At 38.5% G+C, this 24,344-nt stretch carries 25 protein-coding genes; 17 read left to right on the top strand and 8 right to left on the bottom strand.

Features of this window, described 5'->3' with window-relative positions; genetic code table 11:
• The 5 genes from nasC (at position 1) to GMB86_RS07405 (ending at position 6,370) form a co-directional block, all read left to right on the top strand.
• Positions 1 to 2,142: an assimilatory nitrate reductase catalytic subunit NasC gene (nasC, locus tag GMB86_RS15740; RefSeq protein WP_408033834.1), complete on the top strand. Its 2,142-nt coding sequence runs from the start codon at positions 1 to 3 to the stop codon at positions 2,140 to 2,142.
• Between the two features lie 85 nt (positions 2,143 to 2,227).
• On the top strand, positions 2,228 to 2,887 hold the full coding sequence (locus GMB86_RS07420) for an MOSC domain-containing protein (RefSeq protein ID WP_155218267.1): 660 nt from the start codon (positions 2,228 to 2,230) through the stop codon (positions 2,885 to 2,887).
• A gap of 77 nt (positions 2,888 to 2,964) precedes the next feature.
• Entirely contained in the window at positions 2,965 to 3,981 is a 1,017-nt protein-coding gene (gene moaA / locus GMB86_RS07415) for a GTP 3',8-cyclase MoaA (RefSeq protein WP_155218265.1), read from the top strand.
• A 38-nt stretch (positions 3,982 to 4,019) separates the two neighbouring features.
• Positions 4,020 to 5,039: a MoeB/ThiF family adenylyltransferase gene (locus tag GMB86_RS07410; RefSeq protein WP_329602806.1), complete on the top strand. Its 1,020-nt coding sequence runs from the start codon at positions 4,020 to 4,022 to the stop codon at positions 5,037 to 5,039.
• A gap of 65 nt (positions 5,040 to 5,104) precedes the next feature.
• On the top strand, positions 5,105 to 6,370 hold the full coding sequence (locus tag GMB86_RS07405; protein WP_155218263.1) for a molybdopterin molybdotransferase MoeA: 1,266 nt from the start codon (positions 5,105 to 5,107) through the stop codon (positions 6,368 to 6,370).
• An 88-nt stretch (positions 6,371 to 6,458) separates the two neighbouring features.
• Here GMB86_RS07405 and GMB86_RS15965 read toward each other — a convergent pair whose 3' ends face one another.
• A complete protein-coding gene (locus tag GMB86_RS15965) occupies positions 6,459 to 6,581 on the bottom strand; it encodes a hypothetical protein (RefSeq protein WP_268987298.1) in 123 nt (40 codons plus the stop codon).
• A 30-nt stretch (positions 6,582 to 6,611) separates the two neighbouring features.
• On the opposite strand from GMB86_RS15965, the gene modB reads away from it, so the two are divergent.
• The 9 genes from modB to mobB all read left to right on the top strand — a co-directional run bounded on the left by modB (position 6,612) and on the right by mobB (position 12,507).
• The gene (modB, locus tag GMB86_RS07400) at positions 6,612 to 7,271 is read left to right on the top strand and encodes a molybdate ABC transporter permease subunit (protein WP_155218261.1); all 660 of its coding nucleotides are present in this window, start codon (positions 6,612 to 6,614) and stop codon (positions 7,269 to 7,271) included.
• 28 nt (positions 7,272 to 7,299) lie between these two features.
• Positions 7,300 to 7,809: a MogA/MoaB family molybdenum cofactor biosynthesis protein gene (locus tag GMB86_RS07395; RefSeq protein ID WP_155218254.1), complete on the top strand. Its 510-nt coding sequence runs from the start codon at positions 7,300 to 7,302 to the stop codon at positions 7,807 to 7,809.
• 70 nt (positions 7,810 to 7,879) lie between these two features.
• Positions 7,880 to 8,326, top strand: coding sequence for a molybdenum cofactor biosynthesis protein MoaE (locus GMB86_RS07390; protein WP_155218252.1), 447 nt, complete (start codon positions 7,880 to 7,882; stop codon positions 8,324 to 8,326).
• A gap of 7 nt (positions 8,327 to 8,333) precedes the next feature.
• Positions 8,334 to 8,564 (top strand): molybdopterin converting factor subunit 1, encoded by a 231-nt coding sequence (gene moaD, locus GMB86_RS07385; RefSeq protein WP_155218250.1) that lies wholly within the window; start codon positions 8,334 to 8,336, stop codon positions 8,562 to 8,564.
• 18 nt (positions 8,565 to 8,582) lie between these two features.
• Positions 8,583 to 9,071: a cyclic pyranopterin monophosphate synthase MoaC gene (moaC, locus tag GMB86_RS07380; RefSeq protein ID WP_329602805.1), complete on the top strand. Its 489-nt coding sequence runs from the start codon at positions 8,583 to 8,585 to the stop codon at positions 9,069 to 9,071.
• An 89-nt stretch (positions 9,072 to 9,160) separates the two neighbouring features.
• Positions 9,161 to 9,952, top strand: a complete 792-nt coding sequence (gene modA / locus GMB86_RS07375) for a molybdate ABC transporter substrate-binding protein (RefSeq protein WP_408033833.1) — start codon at positions 9,161 to 9,163, stop codon at positions 9,950 to 9,952.
• A gap of 80 nt (positions 9,953 to 10,032) precedes the next feature.
• Positions 10,033 to 11,298 (top strand): molybdopterin molybdotransferase MoeA, encoded by a 1,266-nt coding sequence (locus GMB86_RS07370; protein WP_230459038.1) that lies wholly within the window; start codon positions 10,033 to 10,035, stop codon positions 11,296 to 11,298.
• A gap of 49 nt (positions 11,299 to 11,347) precedes the next feature.
• Positions 11,348 to 11,941 (top strand): molybdenum cofactor guanylyltransferase, encoded by a 594-nt coding sequence (gene mobA, locus GMB86_RS07365; RefSeq protein WP_196220154.1) that lies wholly within the window; start codon positions 11,348 to 11,350, stop codon positions 11,939 to 11,941.
• A 68-nt stretch (positions 11,942 to 12,009) separates the two neighbouring features.
• The gene (gene mobB / locus GMB86_RS07360) at positions 12,010 to 12,507 is read left to right on the top strand and encodes a molybdopterin-guanine dinucleotide biosynthesis protein B (RefSeq protein ID WP_196220153.1); all 498 of its coding nucleotides are present in this window, start codon (positions 12,010 to 12,012) and stop codon (positions 12,505 to 12,507) included.
• A 171-nt stretch (positions 12,508 to 12,678) separates the two neighbouring features.
• Here mobB and GMB86_RS07355 read toward each other — a convergent pair whose 3' ends face one another.
• The gene (locus GMB86_RS07355) at positions 12,679 to 13,209 is read right to left on the bottom strand and encodes a 3D domain-containing protein (RefSeq protein WP_155218240.1); all 531 of its coding nucleotides are present in this window, start codon (positions 13,207 to 13,209) and stop codon (positions 12,679 to 12,681) included.
• 236 nt (positions 13,210 to 13,445) lie between these two features.
• On the opposite strand from GMB86_RS07355, the gene GMB86_RS07350 reads away from it, so the two are divergent.
• Complete coding sequence (locus GMB86_RS07350) at positions 13,446 to 14,477, top strand: polysaccharide pyruvyl transferase family protein (RefSeq protein WP_155218239.1); 1,032 nt, start codon at positions 13,446 to 13,448, stop codon at positions 14,475 to 14,477.
• A gap of 428 nt (positions 14,478 to 14,905) precedes the next feature.
• Here GMB86_RS07350 and GMB86_RS07345 read toward each other — a convergent pair whose 3' ends face one another.
• Positions 14,906 to 15,184: a hypothetical protein gene (locus GMB86_RS07345; protein WP_155218237.1), complete on the bottom strand. Its 279-nt coding sequence runs from the start codon at positions 15,182 to 15,184 to the stop codon at positions 14,906 to 14,908.
• A 1,167-nt stretch (positions 15,185 to 16,351) separates the two neighbouring features.
• On the opposite strand from GMB86_RS07345, the gene GMB86_RS07340 reads away from it, so the two are divergent.
• On the top strand, positions 16,352 to 17,755 hold the full coding sequence (locus GMB86_RS07340; protein ID WP_155218235.1) for a glycoside-pentoside-hexuronide (GPH):cation symporter: 1,404 nt from the start codon (positions 16,352 to 16,354) through the stop codon (positions 17,753 to 17,755).
• 93 nt (positions 17,756 to 17,848) lie between these two features.
• Here GMB86_RS07340 and mnmH read toward each other — a convergent pair whose 3' ends face one another.
• Together mnmH and selD are read right to left on the bottom strand one after the other, a co-directional pair.
• The gene (gene mnmH / locus GMB86_RS07335; RefSeq protein ID WP_329602804.1) at positions 17,849 to 18,892 is read right to left on the bottom strand and encodes a tRNA 2-selenouridine(34) synthase MnmH; all 1,044 of its coding nucleotides are present in this window, start codon (positions 18,890 to 18,892) and stop codon (positions 17,849 to 17,851) included.
• A gap of 201 nt (positions 18,893 to 19,093) precedes the next feature.
• A complete protein-coding gene (gene selD / locus GMB86_RS07330) occupies positions 19,094 to 20,143 on the bottom strand; it encodes a selenide, water dikinase SelD (protein WP_155218233.1) in 1,050 nt (349 codons plus the stop codon).
• Between the two features lie 191 nt (positions 20,144 to 20,334).
• On the opposite strand from selD, the gene GMB86_RS07325 reads away from it, so the two are divergent.
• Positions 20,335 to 21,396, top strand: a complete 1,062-nt coding sequence (locus tag GMB86_RS07325) for a permease (protein WP_155218231.1) — start codon at positions 20,335 to 20,337, stop codon at positions 21,394 to 21,396.
• A gap of 141 nt (positions 21,397 to 21,537) precedes the next feature.
• Here the strand turns inward: GMB86_RS07325 and GMB86_RS07320 are convergent, their stop codons facing one another.
• From GMB86_RS07320 to GMB86_RS07310, 3 genes are read right to left on the bottom strand one after another with little or no spacing between them, the layout of a single operon-like run.
• Complete coding sequence (locus GMB86_RS07320) at positions 21,538 to 22,521, bottom strand: electron transfer flavoprotein subunit alpha/FixB family protein (RefSeq protein WP_155218229.1); 984 nt, start codon at positions 22,519 to 22,521, stop codon at positions 21,538 to 21,540.
• A 12-nt stretch (positions 22,522 to 22,533) separates the two neighbouring features.
• Positions 22,534 to 23,298, bottom strand: coding sequence for an electron transfer flavoprotein subunit beta/FixA family protein (locus GMB86_RS07315; protein WP_155218227.1), 765 nt, complete (start codon positions 23,296 to 23,298; stop codon positions 22,534 to 22,536).
• 28 nt (positions 23,299 to 23,326) lie between these two features.
• A complete protein-coding gene (locus GMB86_RS07310) occupies positions 23,327 to 24,307 on the bottom strand; it encodes a hydroxyacid dehydrogenase (protein ID WP_329602803.1) in 981 nt (326 codons plus the stop codon).
• Between the last annotated feature and the right edge of the window lie 37 nt (positions 24,308 to 24,344).

Genomic DNA, 24,344 nt, shown 5'->3' with positions numbered 1-24,344 from the left:
GTGTTAGGGAAAAAATATAAGGGGAACAAGCAAAATAAGATTCCATTTAACGGAACGAAGAAGGAGTATCACACTCAATGCCCATTTTGCAGTGTTCAGTGCAAGATGAAATTGGTTGAATACGAGACGAGTGATCAAAAGAAATATGAAGTCATTCCCGTTAACAATCCTGCATCGGAAGGGCGCCTATGTATAAAAGGGCGTAACGCTCATCAGCATGTGATGGCGAAAGACCGTATCACTCAACCTCTATTAAAGGTTAATCATAAGTTTGTCCCTATTTCCTGGGAGAAAGCATTAACTATTATTAAAAGTGAATTTACTAAAATCAAGCAGGAAGAAGGAAATCATGCACTGGGTGTATATGGTGGCGGTTCGCTCACTAACGAGGAAGCCTACTTACTCGGGAAATTTGCTCGAGTGGCTCTGCAGACTAAACATATCGACTACAATGGAAGATTTTGTATGGCTGCTGCTTCCAGTGCAGCACAAAAAGCCTTTGGTATGGATCGAGGGCTAACAAACGGACTTAATGAGATTCTTCATGCTGACTGTATTATTTTAGTTGGAACAAATCTTGCTGAATGTCAACCAACTTTGACTCCTTATTTTTCAAAAGCAAAGCAAAGAGGCGCTTTCATTATCAATATTGATCCTCGGGAGACTGAAACAACAGCCCTTGCAAATTTACATTTGAAAATTAAACCAGGAACTGATGCTGCCCTAGCTAATGGTATTCTTAAAATAATAGTAGATCATGAACTGGTCAATCATCAGTTTATCCAAGAGCGAACAAGCGGGTATGAATTTTTACGAGAACACTTAGCTTCCATTCAACTTGATCAGATTGAGGACATTACGGGCATTTCGATTGATCAAATAAAACAGGTCGCATTGAAGTTTGGAAAAGCACAAACAGGTATGATATTTACCGCGCGAGGTGTCGAGCAACAAATAGACGGAACTCAAGCAGTTAGAAATTTCATTAATCTCTTGCTTGTTACAGGGAAAATAGGACGTAACGGCTGTGGATATGGTGCAATTACGGGTCAAGGTAATGGTCAGGGCGGCCGAGAACATGGCCAGAAGGCAGATCAACTTCCTGGGTTTAGGTCTATCGAGAACCCTGAGCATCGATCCTATATCGCTAAAGTATGGAATATTGATGAAAAGACCCTACCTGGAAAAGGGGTTTCAGCCTATGAGATGATGGAAAAAGTGCATCAAGGGGAGATTACGGGATTATTTGTTATGGGTTCAAACCCGGTGGTGTCTAACCCTAATGCAAACTTTGTAGAAGAAGGATTAAAGAAATTAAAGTTCCTTGTGGTCGTGGATATGTTTCTTTCAGAAACAGGGCGAATGGCTGACTTAATTTTACCAACGTCTTCTTATCTAGAGAACGAAGGAACGATGACAAATTTAGAAGGACGAGTAACTTTAAGAAGGGCAACTAAGAACCCTCCTAGGGGCGTTAAGCATGATTGGGAGATTCTTTGTGAGATTGCGAGAGTTCTTGGAAAAGAAAAATTCTTTTCTTTCACTTCACCTGAAGACATTTTCAACGAATTAAGAGTGGCTAGTCGCGGTGGGAAGGCCGATTATTATGGTATAACGTATGATCGATTGACACAAAGCGGCGGATTGTACTGGCCATGTCCTTCTATTGATGATTCAGGTAAAGCGCGTCTGTTTGAAGAGTCATTCGCTAGTATTGATGGTAAAGCGCATATTACTCCAGTACTAAATGAAGATAAGAAAGAGAAAACGAGTGATGAATTTCCACTTTATTTGACTACCGGCCGTATATTAAAACATTATTTAACCGGCGTCCAAACTCGAAGAAGCCCTCAATTGAATAGTGACAATAATGAATCTTTTCTTGAAATACACCCACAAACAGCTGAAGAATTTCATATTAAAGATGGAGCATGGGTCAAATTGGAGTCCAGAAGAGGAAGTGCCACCGTTAGAAGTAAACTCACGAATCGGATAAGAAAAGATACTGTGTTTGTTCCCATTCATTGGGGTGACAATCAGAGTATCAATAGAGTGACAAGTCAGGCTTTAGATCCGTACAGTAAAATTCCAGGATTCAAAAGTTGCGCTGTGAATATCATCCCAATTGATGATCCGATGTAGATAATAGAAAGAATAAACGTTATTATTAAATTATTGTTTGAACAATTCCAAAATATTCTTTATATATAGAAGGACGTTTAACAACATGCGGAACAATAATCAAAAAATAATGAATTTGGCCATTGGGTTACCCAAAAAAATGGATGACAATCAGGGAAAGGAAATGACGACTGGAATATGTAAAATCAAAGTCGAGGAAGCAGTTTTAACAAAAAACGGTTTCCTTAACGATGGTGTCGCTGATTTAAAGCATCATGGCGGTCCGGATCGTGCTGTATGTGTTTATCCGTTTGAACATTATTCTTTCTGGCAACAGGAATTCGGTGTTCAATTACCCTCTGCTGCATTTGGAGAAAATCTTACAGTTACCCATATGTTGGAAGGAGACGTTTGTATTGGAGATATTTATCAAATAGGTGAAGCCGTCATCCAAATCACGCAAAGTCGAATTCCGTGCAGTACAATCTCAAAAAGAACAGGATTGCCCAATCTTCTCAAAAAAATGGTGGAAACCGGATTTACTGGTTATCTTTCCCGTGTTCTGAAAGAAGGAACGATCAGGAAAAATTCGGATATCGTGTTAATCAAAAGACACCCAAAAAGATGTTCTGTTCTTTTTAGTCATCAAATCTATCTTCATAAACCAAATGATATTGATGGAATTAAAAGATTACTAGCAGTTAAAGAATTAGCGGACGAATGGCGAAAGAAAATGAATAAGCGCATAAAACGACTTAACGCGTGAACGGATGATGACTTCAGAAATTCACGAAGGATGGAATAAATCGTGTATATAATAATTACGTTTGAAAGGAGATAAAGATGCTCGATGATCAATTGAAACGACCGCTTAGAGACTTGAGAATATCGGTGACGGACCGGTGTAATTTTCGTTGCCAATATTGTATGCCAAAAGAAATATTTGGTCCGGATTATCCATTTTTATCTAAAAAACACTTACTGACTTTTGAAGAAATAGAGCGTCTCACAAGGATTTTTGTTAATCTTGGTGTACAGAAAGTAAGAATTACAGGTGGAGAACCTTTGCTGCGCCGTGATATTCATAAATTGGTTCAAATGCTTCATGGAATAGAAGGTCTTCATGATATTGCGATCTCAACGAATGGTGTCTTACTTCCGAAATATGCAGATAGCCTTAAAAAAGCGGGACTCCATCGTGTATCAGTGAGTCTTGATTCCTTAGACAATCAACGTTTTGGCCAAATAAATGGGCAAGGTGCGAAAGTAAACTCCGTACTTGCTGGGATAGAGGCTGCTGAGAAAGCGGGACTGAAAGTAAAAATTAATATGGTCGTTCAAAAGGGTATAAATGAGCAAGATATTGTTCCTATGGCTAAATATTTTAAAGAGACGAGCCATATTTTACGGTTTATCGAGTATATGGACGTAGGAAACGTCAACGGGTGGAATAAGAGTCAAGTAATTAGTAAGAAAGAGATTTTGGATAGACTTAATAAGGAATTTCCTTTAGAACCTGTAGCACCCAATTATCCAGGAGAGGTTGCCTCCCGCTTTATGTATAAAGGAACGACAAAAGAGATAGGGATTATCTCATCTGTTACGGATACGTTTTGTTCCACTTGTACGAGAGCACGGCTGTCAGCTGAGGGTCGATTATTTACATGCTTGTTTGCAACGAAAGGCACAGATCTCCGCAAGCCGTTACGTTTAGGTGCAACTGATAGCGAAATACAAAAGGTTGTAAAGAATGTATGGGAAAGAAGAACGGATCGTTACTCTGAAGAACGGCAAAAACTGTTAAAAAATGTCCCTAAGGATGGCAGAAAAAAAGTAGAGATGTCCTATATAGGCGGTTAACCTGAAATCAGAAATAAGGAAGAGAAGGTGAGAGGACAGTGAAGGATCGCTATTCCAGGCAGACCATGTTTTCTGCTATTGGAGAAAAGGGACAAAGAAACATACAGAAAAAGAAAGTGCTAATCATTGGTGCTGGTGCCTTGGGAACGGCTAATGCTGAATTACTCACTCGAGCAGGAGTGGGGCAATTAACCATCGTGGATCGAGACTATGTGGAATGGAGCAATCTTCAGCGTCAACAGCTATACGTTGAACGTGACGCGCACGATCAGACTCCGAAGGCGATTGCCATCAAGAAACACTTAACGGCGATCAATCATGAAGTTTCCATTGTTGCTTGTATCAAAGATGTAAATGCCTCGAACCTTGAGGCAATGGCTGAGGGTCATGACTTAATGATTGATGCCACGGATAATTTTGAAACACGGTGGATCATCAATGATATTTCGCAAAAATTATCCATACCTTGGATTTATGGAGCTTGTGTTGGAAGCTTCGGAATGAGTTTTACGGTGATTCCTGGTAAAACACCTTGTATGAATTGCTTATGGAAGTCCATTCCTTTTCAAAGCATGACGTGCGAAACCGGAGGAATTATCGCCCCAGCCGTCCAAATGGTTACGGCTCATCAAACAGCCGAAGCCTTGAAAATTCTTGCCGAAGATTGGACTGCTATCAGAACAACATTTGTCTCCTTTGATCTTTGGAACAATCAGTTTCAAAGTATCGATATGACAAAAGCAAAAAGAGAAGACTGCTTATCCTGTGGTAAAGAACGAACGTATCCTTTTCTTGATGTCACAAATGGAATGAAAACCATGGTTTTATGCGGAAGAGAAACGGTACAGGTACGTCCTCCAAAACCTGTCAATCTGAATATCAATCATCTCCTTTCTCGATTAAAAAAAGCCGGCTATGAGGCGCAGGCGAATCCCTATTTAGTTCAGGTTCACTACGAAAAGGAACGCATGGTCCTCTTTAAAGATGGACGAGCCTTAATACATGGAACAAACGATATTGCTTATGCCAAACGGGTTTATCAGAAAATTCTAGGATAATAGACCTATCACCCGGGAATTATGACGGGTAAGTATAGTCAATTGGGAAAGGAAAGAAACAACACATGGTAGAAAGAAGAACACCGATACCGGTAAGTGAAGCAGTTCAAAAAGTAATGAACTATGCCTATAATGGGCCATCGGAAACCATTTCTCTTGAAGAGACCTATGGCAGGTATTTAGGGGAAGATGTGGTAGCCGATCATGATGTTCCTCATTTTCATCGATCCCGTTATGATGGTTATGCCATAATAGCAAAGGATTCACTGAAAGCAAGTCTTAGCAATCCTGTGGAATTTGAAGTGATTGAAGAGGTTGGTGCTGGTTTCATTGGATCTAAAGAAGTCAATGATTTTCAAGCAGTACGGATTATGACGGGTGCTCAGATTCCGGATCAGTGCAATGCGGTTGTGATGTTCGAGTCTACAGAAGAGTATGAAAAAAATGGTCATCCATTTATTTCGATTACGAAACCAGTTGCTGCAGGCGAAAATATGACTTATAAAGGTGAAGATGTCAAACAAGGGACCGTTCTCTTGACTAAAGGAACATCTATTAACCCAGGTGTTCGAGCGGTTCTATCGACATTCGGATATGCCAAAGTGAAGGTGATAAAAAAGCCGGAAATTGGCATCTATACGACTGGAACCGAACTCTTAGAAATAGACGAGCCGATTGTTCCGGGTAAAATTCGAAACAGCAACGGACAAATGATTCAAGCACAAATTGAGCGTGCAGGTGGGCAGCCGCATGATTTAGGCAAATTAGCTGATAAATTTGCAGAATGTTATCAATCCATTTCACAGGCACTCGAACGATTTGACTTTCTTATTACAACGGGCGGTGTATCCGTTGGTGATTTTGATTATATGCCGGCAATCTATCGAAAGCTTGGGGCCCGGGTCCTATTTAACAAAATCGCGATGCGTCCGGGGAGTGTCACGACCGTTGCTGAACTCAACGGAAAATTATTGTTTGGTTTATCCGGTAATCCTTCATCTTGTTATGTAGGGTTTGAACTCTTTGTACGACCGGTCATTCAAACCTACTTAAATTCGTCAAAGCCATTCTTAAAGAAAACAAGAGCTAGGTTAATGGCAGATTTCCCGTCCAATCCATTTACCCGTTTTGTGAGGAGCCATGTATTCTTTAATGAAAATGGACTGATCGCATCCCCCACGGGCCTGGATAAACCCAATATGATCTCGTCTCTTGTCGAAGCGAATGCCCTGTCTGTATTACCTGGTCGATCTGAGGGATTTACTCGAGGTGAGGAAATCGATGTGCTCTTATTATGTGAAGAAAGTCAAGACAGTGAATGGTCCTGTTAAGAAATAAGGTTAACTGTTTTTAATAGAGTATTTAAATGAAAAATGTTGAGACTAAAAGGGGTTGTTCAAAAAGTCACCAAATGATAAGCTACGAATCTCGGCGTTGGCTTGTTTTTCCGGTCCTCATGTAGTAAAAACCTACATTCCGGTCCTCAAAACGGCGCCGCCTTGACCTTCTTGCTTCTAATTTGTCACCTTTTTGAACACGCACTAAAAGATAAAAATTGGCGTAACAAAAGGAATGAGTAAATTGATCGATTTTTGGCTGCCTGTTGGAGTTACCCTTAAAGTTAGTGTGGTCGCAGGGATTATCGTTTTCATAACTGGTGTGTTGATCGCTCGACTGATGGTAAATCAAACATTTAGAGGAAAAACCGTTGTAGAGACAGTTCTCATGCTACCTCTTGTGTTACCTCCGACAGTGATTGGCCTTTTGCTAATTACTTTATTGGGGAATCAAAGTGTGTTCGGCAGGATAACAGAATGGCTATTTTCTCATACGTTGTTGTTTACTTGGCAAGGGGCTGTGGTGGCTTCAGCTGTCGTCGCTTTTCCTTTAATGTACCAAACCGCAACATCGGGCTTTCTATCGATTGATAAGGAAATCATAGAAGCATCATTGGTAGACGGAGCGAATCAATGGACATCGTTTTTAAAAATTGAGTTACCATTATGCTCGAAAACACTGCTATCGGGTTTTATTTTAAGCTTCACACGAGCACTAGGAGAGTTCGGCGCCACATTAATGGTCGCAGGGAATATACCCGGGAAAACACAGACACTTTCCATGGCTGTCTACACGGCTTATGACGCTGGCGATCTGTTGAAAATGTGGGGTTGGGTGTTAGCAAGTGTGTTGATCTCCTTCTTGTTACTAGCAGCCAGCTCAAAAATACGTTAACTTTCAATTTTCTATGGTGGTGAGATAGATGAGTGTTCAGGAACATAAGAGACAAGCTGACCAGCGCATAAGGTGCCAGGTCATCACGATTTCCGATACGCGTACGACAGAAACGGATAAAAGTGGGGCTTTGATCATCGATTTAATAGAGAAACAAGGGTTTAGTGTGTCGGCTTATCATATCGTCAAAGATGAGAAAGAAATGATTCAACAAGCGATACGCTGGGGATGTAGAGATGAACAGACGCAAGCTATTTTAATGAATGGTGGAACAGGGATTACAAAAAGAGATGTGACCATTGAGGCCGTGAAAGCGATGATAGATAAAGAAATCGTCGGGTTTGGGGAATTATTTCGAATGCTCAGTTACACAGAAGACATTGGGAGTGCCGCATTAATGAGTCGTGCACTTGCAGGAACCGTTCAAAATAAAGTAATCTTTGCCATGCCTGGATCGAGTGGAGCGGTTCGCCTTGCGATGAACAAACTCATTCTTCCAGAGTTGGCTCATGTCATCTGGGAATTAAATCGACACTAATTGATACCGTGGGACAACATATACTTTTTATAAGACATTATGAAAATCTCTATGGTGAGGAGGAAACTAGATGTTCGACATTGTCAGCCGCCCGATAGATATCGGAAAAGTGATTAATCAAGTAGAGCACCGGAATGCCGGAGCCATTGTCACGTTCATTGGGACCGTTCGAGAGATGACTCAAGATAAAAAGACACTTTATTTAGAATACGAAGCCTATGAACCAATGGCCCGAGAGATGCTTTCTAATATTGGTAAAGAAATAAAGAAGCAGTGGCCCGGCACAGTAACTGCTATTGTTCATCGAATCGGACACTTGGATATAGGGGATATTGCCGTCGTTATCGCTGTATCCTCACCACATCGGTCAGATGCGTACGAGGCTAATCGTTATGCGATTGAACGAATAAAAACGCTGGTTCCTATTTGGAAAAAAGAACATTGGGAAGATGGAGATCTATGGATTGGCAATCAAGAGGGAACTGTTTCTTACACAGAAAATCAATCAAAGGTGTGATACGTCAATGTTTCAAGTTTTATTATTTGCCCACCTTCGTGAACAGGTTGGAAGTGAAAAATTGGCTATACGTGAAAAACAATTGACCGTAAAGGAATTTAAAGAGTTGATGGAAAATCAATATAAACTTCCCACTCAGGGGGTTATGATTGCCATCAACGAAAAATACGCCACGGAGACCGACATCATTGCTGAAGGAGATACCGTTGCACTTATTCCACCGGTCAGTGGAGGATAAAGAAGGGAGACCGTCAAAGTGAGTGAATTTACCCATTTTAATGAGCAAGGTCATGCAAGGATGGTTGATGTATCGGAAAAAAAAGAGACCATACGAATTGCCCAAGCTCAGTCGAGTATTCTAGTATCGGAAGAAGTCTACAGAAAGATAACCGATGGTCAAGTTAAAAAAGGGGACGTACTCTCTGTTGCTCAAATAGCTGGCATTATGGCGGCTAAAAAAACATCAGATATCATTCCAATGTGTCATCCATTACCTTTAACTGGAATTAATATCACGTTTCAATGGAAAGTAGATAAAGATCGTTATGAATTGATGATTTACTCCGTTGTAAAGACAAAGGGAAACACGGGTGTGGAAATGGAAGCTTTAACCTCAGCTTCTGTTTGTGCACTAACCATTTATGATATGTGTAAAGCGATTGATCGTAATATGACGATCGGTCCAACTTATTTATTAGAAAAGACAGGTGGTAAAAGTGGAACCTATAAAAGGAAAAGTGAATGAGCCAATCTTAAGTAACCATTTAACATCATCAGATTTGACTCAAGTAGCAAATCAAACTGTTTAAAAATCGAAAGAAGGGAAATGTGGGAGTGCGATATAGCTGTTACCTATTTGTTTGTTTCATACTCATAATATCATCGGGTTGTTCGGCTAGTAGCACAAAACATCAAGATGATGACAACGTTCATAAGAAGGTGACCATTACCCTATCAGCTGCTGCTAGTCTCCAGGACGCTTTACAAACTATTCGGAAACAATATGATAAAAAACAAACCCATATGGAAGTCGTCTTTAATTTTGGTGGTTCGGGCACACTGAAACAACAAATTCGTGAGGGGGCTCCTGTTGATCTCTTTTTTTCTGCAGATGAAGACAATTTTAGAGAATTAGTTGATCGGGGATTGATCAAAAAAAAGAAAAATGTGTTAGGAAATCAATTAGTCCTGATCACGTCAAAGGAATCCTCTAATAAGTTGCATGATTTCAATAAGCTCACTAGTCCAAAGGTTCATCGATTAGCCATCGGGACGCCAGACTCAGTACCTGCAGGGACCTATGCCAAACAAACATTAACGACGTTAAAACTATGGAATGGATTGAAAAGCAAAATGGTTTATGCGAAAGATGTACGTCAAGTTTTAACTTATGTGGAAACAACGAATGTGGATGCGGGGTTGGTTTATGAAACAGATGCTAAGCAATCGGATAAAGTGGAAATAGTAAAATCGGCACCAACTAAGACGCATGGTGCTATTATTTATCCCCTTGGAGTCATCAAAACAACAAAACATAAAAAGGAAGCCGAAGCCTTTTTTAACTTTTTACAAACAAAGGGTGCCCTTCAAATATTTCAAAAGTATGGTTTTACTATTTTAAATTAAAAAATCATCAAATTCGATATTACAGAACTTGTAACACTGCTGTTTTTTTAAATTAAAACGAAAGAATGAGGTGTCGTATTTTGGTTCTTACTCGTAAACCCATTCCAGTGGAAGAGGCTGTTCAGAAATTGGCGGCTGTATCAAAGCAATTATCAAACGAGACGATTCATTTAGAAGACAGTTTCGGAAGAGTGCTAGCCAATGATCTCTACGCAACGCATCCGATTCCATCGTATACTCGGTCACCATACGACGGCTATGCTATTCCCTCTATGAGCACGAGTAAAGCGGAAAAAGGTCACTCTGTTTTTCTCGAGATTGTTGGAACAGTTGGAAGAGAGAATGAGTGGAGCGGAACGATCAAAGAGGGACAGGCTGTAAAAGTTATGACAGGTTCACCTTTGCCAAATGGTGCTGATTCGGTCATCATGACTGAACGTGCTAAAGTTGTAGAGAAACCAGGGGAAAAGTATATAGAAATCAGACGTCCAGTATCTAAAGGAGAAAATGTCAGCCAAATTGGGGAAGATATAAAGGAGAACCAGCTACTCGTAAAGAAAGGCACCGTGTTAAATCCAGGTATTATCGCATCACTTGCCACTTTTGGATACAATAACATCACGGTTACACGAAAGCCGAAAGTTGGAATCATCGCAGCAGGGAACAATTTATCCAATCTGGAGGAGCCTCTTCAGTTTGGGAAGGTTCGTAATAGTAACACTTATATGCTAATTGCTCAATGCAATAGGTGTCGAATGGATCCACACAACTATGGACAGATAGGAAATCAGCTTGACAACGCAATTGAAAAGATTAGAAATGTCCTAAATGAAACTGATGTGGTCATTACAACGGGAGGTATCTCGGTCGGTGATGATGACGACATGCCAAGGATTTACAAAGAACTGGGTGCAAAAGTTCTATTTAATAAGATCGCGATGCGTCCAGGAAGCATCACCTCCGCAGCAGTGATTCATAACAAACTTCTCATTGGACTTTCAGGGAACCCTGCTGCATGTTATGTTGGCTTTGAGCTTTTTGCTAGGCCCGTTATTAAGATGATGCTTGGCCAGTCAAAGCCTTTTATAAAAAGAACACAAGCCATTTTACATAAAGATTTTCCAAAACCAAGTCCCGTGACGCGTTTTGTACGTGGGAAGATTTCTTTCTGTGATGGAAAGATCTACGTGGAACCTTCCGGAAAAGATAAGTCGAATATGGTGTCCTCACTATTGGAATCTAATAGTTTCATCGTTTTACAAGCCGGTACAAAAGGATATTCAGCAGGCAGTTTAGTTGATGTGTTGTTATTGGAAGATAAGGAAGGGAATGAAACATGGTTGTAAATTAATAGACTCGATCATTCAACCGGTTTGTTTGGAGGCGGAAACAAGGATGAATAAAAAAGATGTAACAGGTATTATTCTTGCGGGAGGACGTTCGCGTCGTTTTGGAGAACCAAAGGCATTGGTCACTTGGCGTGGAAAATCGCTAATTACATATTCTATACAGGCACTACAACCTTTCGTAAATGATGTAACCATCGTCAGTCACCTTCCACAATTGCATCAGCTGAAGAACATGAGAGTAATGAAGGATAAGGAACCGTATAAAGGACAAGGACCACTGTCTGGCATCTTAACAGTCATGGAGAGTACAAAAACGTGTTGGTATTTTGTCCTTCCATGTGATGTTCCTTTGATTACTTCCAGAATAGTCTCGATGTTGCTTCAACAGGTTCAAGAGAAAAAAACCCACGAAGTGGTTGTTCCATACGTCAACGGACGTGTGCAGCCATTGATCGGGTTATACCATCACAGGGTAAAAGAAAAAATTGAATGTCAGTTAAGGACTAATAGGAAGAGTATGATGGAATTATTGGAACAATGTAATGTACTCTATGTCTCTGTTAAAACATTGTCCATTGAGGACACATCTTTTATAAATATTAATACAAAAAATGACTATAACCATTTACTTGAATTGTAGCGGGTGAAATCTTTATCCCGCCTTAACAGCATGGGATCTCTTTAAAAAAAGGAATGGGAGGTGAATCGTTGAAAACTGAACCACTGGTTTTACAAGTTGTAGGCTATCAAAATAGTGGGAAAACCACAGTTGCAGGAAACATTCTTCGTTATTTAACCAAAAAAGGATATAAGGCCGGTTCGTTTAAGCATCATGGGCATGGAGGTACGCCACTTCTTCCTGAAGATAAAGATTCTACACGTCTGTTGCAGGCAGGATCAGTCCTCTCAGGTGTTTCGGGAGGAGGATTGTTAACGTTCAGTACAAATGTTCAGCTAGATTGGATGGCTATTTATCAATTGACAGACATTGATATTCTTCTTATTGAAGGTTATAAACAAAAAAATTACGATAAAATCGTCTGTATTCGTTCAGAAGATGAGGTGGATTTGTTAAGACAACTTTCCAACATTGTTGCGATTATTTCATGGATCCCACTCCCTTATGAGACCAATGTATTTCCAATAAATGACAACCAATATTGTGTATGGGTATCGGAGTACTTAGAGAATAAATTGAAGAGTTAAAATGCTAATGAATCAGACCAAGGCGGAGGTATCTTTCCATACAGCTACAACAATTAGGGCTTTTTATAATAAGATGAAGGCCGGAGTAACTTCTATTGTGGAATGCATCCTAGCCAAACGCATAGCACTTGGGAATATGAGAGAAAAAAATAGAGACCAAATAGGTCCCTATTAATCTAACACTCTTAATTGAATATCTCTTAAACCGAATTGAACACATTGATCATATGTATTCATATATATATCAATCTTATTTCCTTTAACTGCTGATCCTGTATCTTCAGCCGTATAAATACCTGAAACTCCTGGAATATCACTCTTAATCTCTACTTTTGATCCTAATGGAATTACGTTAGGGTCAACGGCTATGGTTCTTCCTTGTGCTACTTTAGTTCCCGTTGCCGTTACAGTCCCCATTGAATAAGCGGTAGCCGTAAATGGCTTGAAGTTTGAGTCTACCTTTTGGCTAGTTGTTTCCTCAGTACTAGTATTTAAACCGTTTAAGTTTATTTGTTGACCAACGAAAATAGAATTTAAATCTTGTATTTGTGGGTTAGCTTTTGACAGATCTTGTAGAGCCATACCATTATCCGTTGCAATTTTCGTCATTGTATCCCCACTTTTAACTGTGTAAGCAAAAGTCGGAGTTGCTGCTGTTAGTAATGATACGACTAACGCTGAAGAGACAATTAGTTTTCTCATAGTTTTTGCACTCCATTTAATTTATTTATCCCTTTTTTCTCTATCAGGATACTTATCATTATGTCATTACAAAGTGATAATCAAATTAATAGAGCGTTACAGTTTATTTACAGTGCAAATGATAGTGGGGAGTTTCATAAGAAAAAATGTTAACGTTTCCAGATTACTTATCTCTCTTTTAGGGTAAATAATACTACCAATCGGAAATAAGTTAATTTTTTAGGAGGGCCTAAGAGATGAACGAACAAACTATAAAAGGGACTAAACGAGTGAAAGGTGTTGCTCCAAATGTGGATGCTGATGCCTTATTGAATGATAAAAGAAAAGTATTTTTATTTGGATCGCCAAGTTATACAAATATAGGAGACCAGGCGATAGCCTATGCGGAAGAAAAATTCATTAGAAATCACTTTCCATACTATGAATATATCGAAATTATGGATTATGCAACGGATGCAGGTATTGAAATCGTAAAAAAGATCATTCATGAAAACGATATCGTTTGTTTTACAGGTGGTGGTAATTTAGGAAGTCTCTATCTTGATATTGAAGAAGATAGAAGAAAAGTATTCGCCGCTTTTAAGGATTATAAAACCATTTCATTACCACAATCGGTTCATTTTGAAGATACAGAAAAAGGAATTCTAGAGAAGAGGAAATCGCAGGATGCCTATCATCAAAACCCTAATTTAACTCTCGTCGCAAGAGAATCGCAAACACTAGAACGGTTAAAAAATACCTTTGATTCAAAGGTTATCTATACACCAGACATGGTGTTGTCATTAGATATCGTGCCAAGAGAGATCGAAAGGGAAGGTGTGCTCTTTATATTAAGAGCAGACAAAGAGAAAGTAACAGATGAAGATTTTATTTCAGAATTAATGCGCTGGGCAGGAGAAACAACGACAGTTGAACGTACGGATACCGTGTTATCAGAGGTAGAAACCATTGATTACGAAGATAGAGAGAAATATTTTATGAAAATGCTTGATCGAATTCGTTCTAAAAAGCTAATCATAACCGACCGCCTCCATGCCATGATCTTTTCTATTATTACAAAAACACCATGTCTCGTATTTGGAAATAGTTACGGAAAAGCCAAACATTCCTATACCGATTGGCTCGAAGAATTAAACTTCATTGAATACACGGATAAACAAGATATCGATGAATTAGAACAAATGATCGAACGTTTACTAAAAGCAGAACCAAATGATATTGATCTATCCGATGATTTTGAACCATTGAAAGAATTCTTTAAAGGGTGATCAAAACTATAAAAACTAAAATGAAGAAAAGCCTTTAACGTTTTGTTTCCATCATTGGACCAATATCATAAACCTGATCCCAGTGTTCTCAAGGAGTTTGAATGCTAAAAAAGGTGTGCCTCCTTAGTAAAGGTTTATGACAAATGACACGGCGGCGTTTGATGCAACTTAAAAAAGAGACGGCACCTCCTTAGTGAGGGAAAATACCAAAAACAACAAAAGAAAAATTAAGACGCTTGGATATCCAGGCGTTTTAGTGTCATTAATTTAGAATTTATCCCGCCTTAACGGCAAGTAAAGACCCCCACCTCAAGATTCTGAGTGTTCAAAGAAGATAGGTGGGGGGATCAACTGCCCGTAAAGGTCCAATTGGTTCAGCTAACCATCAGTGGGGGATGAAGAAAACCCCCACCGATGGAAGTTTCACTTTATTTGCCTTGAGAATAAGGAATTTCTGTAATCTCGACTGGTTTGTTTAAATTTACATTTGGAAGGTTTTGTATTCCACCTTTATACCCGGAGGATTGTGCAGCTTCTGTATGTGAATTTACATTACCCCCTTTTTTAATAATATATTTTGGATGGAGTGAATGATCCACAATTGAACCGGTCTTTGTTTGCACGTTACTTTTCTGTTCGGTGTACAATATAATAATACCGCTTGATACCACACTAATTGAAAGGATGAGTGTCATGATCCTTCTCATTGTTACACCTCCATAGTTTTATTATAGAATAAAACTTATTTCCCTGTCCAAAGTAAGTGCCATTTTACTAATATCGTTGATCATTCAATCAATGTTCTAAAAGCATGTTCACTCATAGTTTCAATAATATAAGAGACTTGTCTTAAGCTCAATGCCTATGAGTTGATTTGATTTTTCTTTTATGACACAATATATAGTAGTTAGATGTTCGGTTATAAAAATCAATAAGTACTAATCTATATTTTGGGTTATTGTCATACAGTAAAGATGATGAATTGACCGGAGAAACCCAATATATCGCTAAAGGCATTACCAGCAATTAACGGCGGCTTTTTCACTCCTCAATGTTCCTAGAGGATAATCAGTTGATTTGATTGAAGGGAAGTGGATATCCTCTCCAAACAAATGGGGTCGTCCATCTTAATTAGTATGTGGAACACTGTATTTATAGTGGTTAACGATCGTTTTTTTATCACTTCTTCACTATTCTCCCGTTATTACCCTTCAAGGTCTGCCCACTGGCCTCCGTACATGTGCCTTATTACCGCATCTTAATAAACTTATACCCGTTTTGCGTCATGTCTATCGGCACATAGAAATAGACAAAGAATAACTACATCCGATTATTGAAAGCCTTTTAAATGGATAGTCCACTTTTGCTTAACAACAAAACACTCACATTTTTTTATTTTATCAGTTTATAAAGTATAGACTTTGACTCAAAAAGGGACCAGGTTGGAAAGACCACTTTCTGGTTGTATTCATCCAAAATAAAAGAAACTTCAACCATGGGAGAACTACTAATTGCATACAAATCAATTTAAATTTATGTTTTTAGCAAGTATAACCATTTGACATAACATTTAAATGATGGATCTTGAGAATTGCCGTTTGTGAGACTAAGTAAAGAGTTTAAATCCAACTATAAAGGAGGTGATGAAGATCATTTCGAAGGTATCGTATATCGTCTTTTGTATGAAAATTGTAAATAAAAGACCATTCGCATAAAACGATAGCTTGATATCAATAAATTACGGAAACCTGAGTTCAAAGATTCTAAGACTTACAATCTATAAGTTGTCTTTATAAGATGAAAAAGTAGCTGATTGATAATTTTATCATCTGCGATAGATTGTTTTCTCTAAAAAATGAAACTTGGAGGTAAGTATGTTAGAAGCAGAACAGACGAAGAATTTAAAGATTGAGAGTAAGCAACCGTCAAATGTTAATGGTCATTTAACTTGGATTGAGCGATTTGGATTTGGATCTGGGGATATGTCCTATAATATTGTTTTTCAATTTGTTAATGCCTATCTGCTTTTCTTTTATACAGATGTAGACGGAATCAAGCCAGAAGTGATTGCAACATTATTTTTAGTCGTACGTGTATTTGATGCTATTTGTGATCCATTGATGGGGACGCTTTTAGATAAGACGAACACGAGATGGGGGAAAGCAAGACCTTTTCTGCTATGGGTCGCGGTCCCGTTAGCAGCAAGTACTTTTTTATGTTTTACGACTCCTAACTTTGGATCAACGGGCAATATTATTTACGCTTATGTGACTTATATTTTACTTGGTATGTTCTTTAGTGTTCAAACGATTTCTGTGAATAGTTTAACTGGACGAATTACTGATAATGTACATGAACGTACAGTATTAACAACCGTACGTATGATTCTTGTTTATATAGGAATCCTTCTAGCTATATCATGTGCAACCCCTTTGGTAAAACTATTTGGAGGCGATAATGCTTCCTTTGGGTTTCAGATGACTTCGCTAGTCTATGCGGTTGCTGGATTATTGTTAAATGTATTCAGCTTTATGACCGTCAGGGAACGTGTCATTATTAAAAAGCCTAAGAAACAAGGTTTGAAAAAAACAATACAGGCATTGCTGAAAAATAAACCTTTGGTCATTCTAATCTCGACATTTTTGATGTTTTCGATTGGTTTTAATATTCGATTGAGCATGATGGTATATTATTTTACTTATAATATCCATCGTGAGGATCTCGTATTTATAGGAACTGTTTTGTTTTTTGGCGCTGCCTTTCTCAGTAACTTATTTATACCAACATTAACAAAAAGATGGGGAAGAAAGAGTGTCGTGATAATATCGGCTACGATATCCCTTATCTCATTTGCAGGACTTCAATTTACGTCATATTCCTCAATTATGCTCATTTTGGTTTGGTTATTTATTTGTGGTTTTTTTTCAACGCCACTAAATACGCTCGCTTGGGGCATGCTTGCAGATTGTGTGGATTATGCTGAATGGAAAACGAACGTACGAGCAGATGGAGTTGTCATATCTAGTATGAGTTTTGTTAACAAATTGGGTGTGGCCGTAGCTGGAACATTTTCTGCTTATTATTTAGGCTATTCAGGTTATGTGGCTAATAGCGACCAGACATTATCATCCCTTAATGCCATTAAAAATATGAATGCATCAATACCTGGCATACTCACATTACTATCCATTATCATCTTTTGTTTCTATCCTTTATCTGAAAAGAAATATAAAAAGATGATGTCAGATTTAAAAAAGAAAAGAAAACCACTTAAATGATTACTAGTTAATCACATGACCTATGGAAGAAAAAGGGTGTCCAAATTTTTTGGACACCCTTAAATCTTATAGGCATAAGCCCGGTTCATAAAACTAACTCTGTTTCTGTTTCACTCCAACCTGATCCAACACAGCTTCAACCGCCTCGTCAACATTCTTCACCTTAAGAGTTACTTTTCGATCCTCTGGATATTGATTGGCCGAACGTTCATATAATGGATCATAATAAAACTCGAGTAACAATCTGACAGCTGCATGAAAGTTTTCAGCTTCTAGATCCTCTTCAATTTGTTTGGCAATCGGTGTATGAATGCGTCTTTTGATTCGATTGAAGGCATCTATGCATTCTTCCTTATGAATCCATGGTTGGTAGTCCTCTAAGATGTGAGTGATTCGTTCTTCAATTGGCATATCTATGAATAATTGGATGCCTTGCTCTTTTTTTTCTACTAAAAAGTCAGGGAGGAGGACTTTCCCAATGCGTTTGCTTTCGCCTTCAATTAAAATATAAGGCGATGATTGAAATCTCTCGAGATCTTGGAAGAGTAGGGCATCAAAGGTTTTTTGATTATGAGGTTCGAGTCCAATTTGCCCGAAAATCGATCCTCGATGGTTGGCCATTCCTTCAAGATCAAGTGCAGGGTATCCTTTTTCCCTTAGACGGTTCAGAATCGTTGTTTTTCCTGATCCCGTATTTCCATTTAAAACATAGACTTTTTGATTCAGATCGTAATGGTTAAATTTCTCTACGATCCAGTTTCGATAGGTCCGGTAACCACCAGCTAAACGTAAGGCCTTGATCCCCATCAAATCAAGAACGGTCGCAGAAGTCCGGCTTCGCATGCCTCCACGCCAACAAAATACGGCTTTTTTACCTTCTATTTGAGCAAATTCTTTAATAAAAGTAGGGAGTTTTGCAGAAAAGATTTCAAGCCCACGTTCTTTGGCCGCTTGAGGACTTGTTTGCTTATAAATCGTTCCAACTTCGGCTCGTTCTTCGTCATTAAATAATGGGATATTCAAGCTACCAGGTATGGTAGCATCTTTATATTCGGATGGTGATCTCACGTCAATGACGGTGATTTCATCTTTATTTTTTAAATCAAGTAATTCATCAATCGAAATATCTTGAAACACGAAGTTTCCACCTTTCTCTATAGGACCATTCTTGATTGATTGAAAGTGGGACGTTTATAGAAGAAAAACTTGGTTTATAGTCTTTAATGGCGAACGCAATAGTTTTTCTTATATTAGTAACCTTTTTCCTTTAATGACTTCTATCTAATTGAAAAAATCGGCATAAGCCGATTTTTTGCTATCATACCAAATGTTTCATCCTTATAATACGGTGATATGTCCTGGATTTTCTGCAGTGACTTCACCAATTAATGCAGCAGGAACGCCGGCTTTTTGTAAATCAGATAGTAAGTCATTCGCTTCTTTTTCGCTAACGGAAATTAAGAGACCGCCAGATGTCACCGCATCACATAATATCCATTGATCAATTTGATCCATGGTTTCTGGGAAGGTGACATCTCCTTGAAGATGTTTAAAATTATTTTTTGTTCCGCCTGGAACAGCACCCGCTTCAGCGAGTTCTCTGAGTCTAGGCAAGGTAGGTACTTGATCTTTATATATGGTAAGGCCAGCTTGACTGCCTTTCGCCATTTCAGAGGCATGTCCAAGTAATCCGAACCCTGTCACATCCGTACAAGCGTGGACGCTATAGGGCGCCATCGTTTCGGAAGCTGTTTTATTTAAAGTGGACATGATTTTCGTTACATGAGCAGTTTCTTCCTCAGTTAAGAGATCTTTTTTAATAGAAGTCGAATAGATGCCAACACCGATTGGTTTTGTAAAGATCAGTTTATCTCCGGGTTTGGCTCCGGTATTGGCACGTATTTTATCTGGATGGATTGTTCCAGTCACAGCTAGTCCGAATTTTGGTTCTTTGTCATCGATAGAATGACCGCCGACAAGGGTAACGCCGGCTTCTTTCAACTTATCAGCTGAACCTCGTAGAATTTCCTTTAAAATAGCCTTGTCCAATGTTGAGATAGGGAAGGCAACAATATTTAAAGCAGTTAAAGGGGTGCCACCCATGGCATAGATATCACTTATTGCATTCGTTGCCGCAATTTGGCCGAAAGAATAGGGATCATCAACAATAGGTGTAAAGAAGTCAACGGTTTGAACAATCGCCAGGTCATCATTTAAACGATATACCCCAGCATCATCACTTGTATCAAGGCCGACAAGTAGGTTAGGATTGGGAGCAGCCACAGGCAAGTCTCTTAAAACTTGTGATAAGTCCGCGGGTCCAATTTTACAACCGCAGCCACCTTTAGATGATAGGGAAGTGAGCTTTATAGAATGAGTTTCTGTCATTTGAAAACAACCTTTCAAAACGAGTTAGATATAGTTTTATTATAAAACACACTGTCAATAAAGGGAAATTTCCAAATTGGAGTGAATTAAATTCATGCAATATCAACTTATATCATATATATATTGTGAAAAATTGGATGGGTTTATGATATAATATGTTGTCTTTAAATATAACATACAGGAGGGGTAACATGTCGCAACTAGACACAACACCTCAGCAACGACCATCAGATAATCGAAAATTGATCTGGTTTGTCGTTACTTTTATACTTATTGCGGCTGCTGGGTTACTTTATGTGAAATGGCTGCCTTATTATAGCAAATCATTCTTAGCGGCTCAAACTCATTCTATAGGGTCTTCCATATTAGGAGATCTTTCCGGTGAGACGTTATCATGGCATTCTGCTTGGGATTATGCGATCGTTTATTTCGATTCCGTGTGGAAAGCAGCGATCCTTGGCATTCTACTCGGATCTTTAATCCAAGTTTTATTGCCAACCCAATGGCTAATAAAAGTCCTTGGAAAGACATCATTCGGTAGCACGGCTATTGCTGGACTAGCTTCTGTTCCTGGCATGATGTGTACTTGTTGTGCCGCTCCGATGGCGGTAGGTCTTCGTAAAAAGAATGTCTCGGTTGGTGCCGCATTAGCTTTTTGGATTGGAAATCCGATGATCAATCCTGCCACACTCATTTTTATGACGTTTGTTTTATCATGGAAATTTACTCTAATGCGTCTTATATTCGGATTTATTCTAACTTTTGGCGTAAGCTATTTGGCTAACCGCTTTGTGAAAGATGCTGAGCCTATCGACCTTGATAAAATCATGACAGATGAAAAACCAGAAGGCAGCTTTTTAGTCAGATGGTTAAAAAGTTTAGGAAGTATGCTTCTTTACATTGTTCCAGCATATGTCTTATCGGTATTGCTACTAGGAGCAGCGCGTGTTTGGCTTTTCCCACAATTAAGTGATGCATCAGCCAATAGCCTCCTTGCGATCCTTATTTTTGCGATTGCCGGCATGATTTTTGTCATTCCAACGGCTGCCGAAATTCCAATCATCCAAACGTTTATGTCTATAGGACTTGGCGGAGGACCGGCGGCAGCACTCTTAATCACATTACCTGCCATTAGTCTACCATCGTTATTAATCGTCGCGAAATCACTTCCTAAGAAGGTGTTAGGTTTTGTGGTGATTTCGGTGGTTGTTCTTGGAGTGGTTAGTGGATTGATAGGAAAGATGGTTTTATAAGATCTAGATGATATTAGTAGAAAACCTAGAGATTGGACATTGAAAGTGTCTTGTCTCTAGGTTTTTTATTTAGTCGTAAATAATTTGCATTGTTTTATAATGGAGATAGGGTAGGGTAAATTCATCGTAAAAAATTTATTTTTAAATGACATTCATTTTGACCGATCGGAAAGCTTCAATTAAAGCTGGAACGACTTCAAACACATCTCCTACTATACCGTAGTCAGCAATACTAAATATTGGTGCTTCAGAATCCTTATTGATTGCAATGATCATCTTAGAATTTGACATCCCTGCGACATGTTGAATAGCTCCTGAAATACCACAAGCAATGTACAGATCAGGGGTAACGATTTTACCCGTTTGACCGATTTGGAGGGAGTAATCACAATAATCTGCATCACATGCTCCTCTTGAAGCTCCCACGGCACCACCTAAAACAGTCGCCAGTTCTTTTAATAAAATAAATCCTTCTTGACCTTTCATTCCTCGACCGCCAGAAATAACAATTTTTGCCTCCGATAAATCTATTCCTTCAGTTGCCTTTTGTACGATTTCATTAACATTTATACGATTATGATATATTTTGGTAGATATATATGTAGCATCTACCGTACGTGTTAAATCAGGTTCTTCCATAGGAATATTATTTGGGCGAATCGTCGCAAAGGTTTTTCCTTCAATTACTTTTTTCTTTTGAAAGGCTTTGCCTGAATATATGGGACGAGTAAAGATGATTTCACCATTTTCGAAATTTATAGCTGTAACATCAGAAATAAGTCCTATTCCCAAACGTGCAGCAACTCGTGGTGCTAAATCTTTTCCTTCACCAGTATGTCCCATTAATATGATATCTGGATTTTCTTCTTTAATAACTTGATAGAGGACATCCGTGTAAGTATCTGTGGTAAATACATTTAAGGACTCATCTTCAGCTATTATGACTTGATCTGCACCATATTCCGCTAACTGTTTAATTTGATCTTCTGTATAAGTTCCTAAACATAAGGCAACGATTCTTCCAGCTTGTTTCTTCATTTGTTTCGCTGCAGTAAGAGCTTCTATCGTTACATTTTTAAGTTTACTTCCATGTTTTTCTGATAATACGAGAATTTTTTGATTCATAGATTTAACCTCCTATAACAGTGTTGTTTTCTTGCTTATAACGGAAACAAGCTCATCGATTTGTTCGTTTAATGCACCATTTAATATAAGTCCACTGGCTTTTTTAGGAAGTATATATTGGTCAATAATCCTTGTCTTCCCTGTGATTTCTGATGGGTTTAATCCAAGATCTACCGTATTCATATGTTTGATGACTTTCTTTTTTGCTTTCATGACTTTAGGAAGAGAGGGGTAGCGGGGTTCATTTAAACCTTGTTGACAGGTTACTAATAAGGGTAATTGGCATGTAAGCATTTCTTCATTCCCCTCAACAGTTCGGGTAAGAGAGGCTTCCTGACCGTCAATGGTTAAATTTGTGACACTACTAACATTTGCGATATCCAATTCCTCGGCCAAACGTGGTCCAATTTGACTTGATCCATTATCAACAGTGACATTGCCAGCTAAAATAATATCAAAAGTCATGGATTGAATAGTTTTTTTTAATAATTGAGAAGTAGTATATTCGTCACCTTTATCGATTTTATCTATCAATATGGCTTCATCTGCTCCCATTGCAATAGCTGTCCGTAAAGACTGCTCAGAATGACTATCTCCAACCGTAAGTGCGGTGACTTGTCCACCATGGATTTCTTTCAATCTAACGGCTTCTTCAACAGCATATTCATCATAAGGATTTAAGATATATTCCATATAGTCTTCTATTATTTCACCATCTATTATTTCGATTTTTTCTTCCGTATCAAAAGTTTCTTTGATTATAACAAGTATATTCATAATTAACCTCCTATTTCCTATAGTACACTTATGACAAAACCTCAGGATTAACAATTGTATCTACAGGCTTCCCATTCAGGAAGCGTATTAAATTTGTTGCGATAGTCATTGAAGTAATAACGTTACACTCTACAGTTGTTCCACCAACATGTGGAGTTAAAATAACATTTGGAAGCTTAAGCAATTCCAGAGTTTCTAGAGGGGGCTCAGGATCAAATACATCGAGAGCTGCGCCTGCAATTTTTCTTTTTACTAAACTATCAATTAATGCTTTATTATCAATGATGGCTCCACGAGCTGTATTAATGAGATAGGCGGATGTCTTCATTAACGATAATAATCGTTGATCGATTAAGTGCTTTGTTTCTTTATTTAAAGGAACGTGAATGGAGATAAAATCAGATTTGGAGATCAAGGTTTCAATATTTGTACTTAGTTCAACATTAAGTTGTGTTGCTATCAGCTCTTTGTTCCTATCAATGGAGCGAACCCAGGCAATAACCTTCATTTTTAAACCAAAAGTTAAACGAGAGGCTAATTCTTGAGCAATATTCCCAAAACCTATCAATCCAACGACTTTCCCTTTTATTTCATAGGTTTTTATGGAGTCTCTTGACATAAAATTAGCTTTCCTCATTTCTTGATGGAAGGGAATAATGGATTTACTTAATGCCATCATCAAGGAAAGGGCATGTTCAGCAGTTGACACAGCACTAACGTTTGGTGCATGTAGAACAGCAATCCCTTTTTCTGTCGCAGCCTCAACGTCAATATTGTCTAAGCCTATTCCAGCACCAGAAATGGCTCTTAAGTTTGTAGATGCATCTATGATTTCTTTGTTAATCCTTGCTGGAGCTCTTAATATAATGCCTGAAACATCTTGAACTAAATTACATAAATGATTTGTATCGGTCGTATTGGTTTTTACGACAGTAGCGTTTTCTTGAAGAATATGTTCTCCATTTTCATGGTACATAGATAATATTTGTAAAATTCGAGGTTTGGTCACGTCTATCACAACCTTAATTAAATCTTTATGACAAGTT

Origin of the sequence: Terrilactibacillus tamarindi (assembly GCF_009718825.1) — a bacterium.
GTDB lineage: Bacteria > Bacillota > Bacilli > Bacillales > Sporolactobacillaceae > Terrilactibacillus > Terrilactibacillus tamarindi.
Note: the sequence above shows the minus strand (reverse complement) of the source record. Positions and strands in the feature narration are given on the sequence as shown.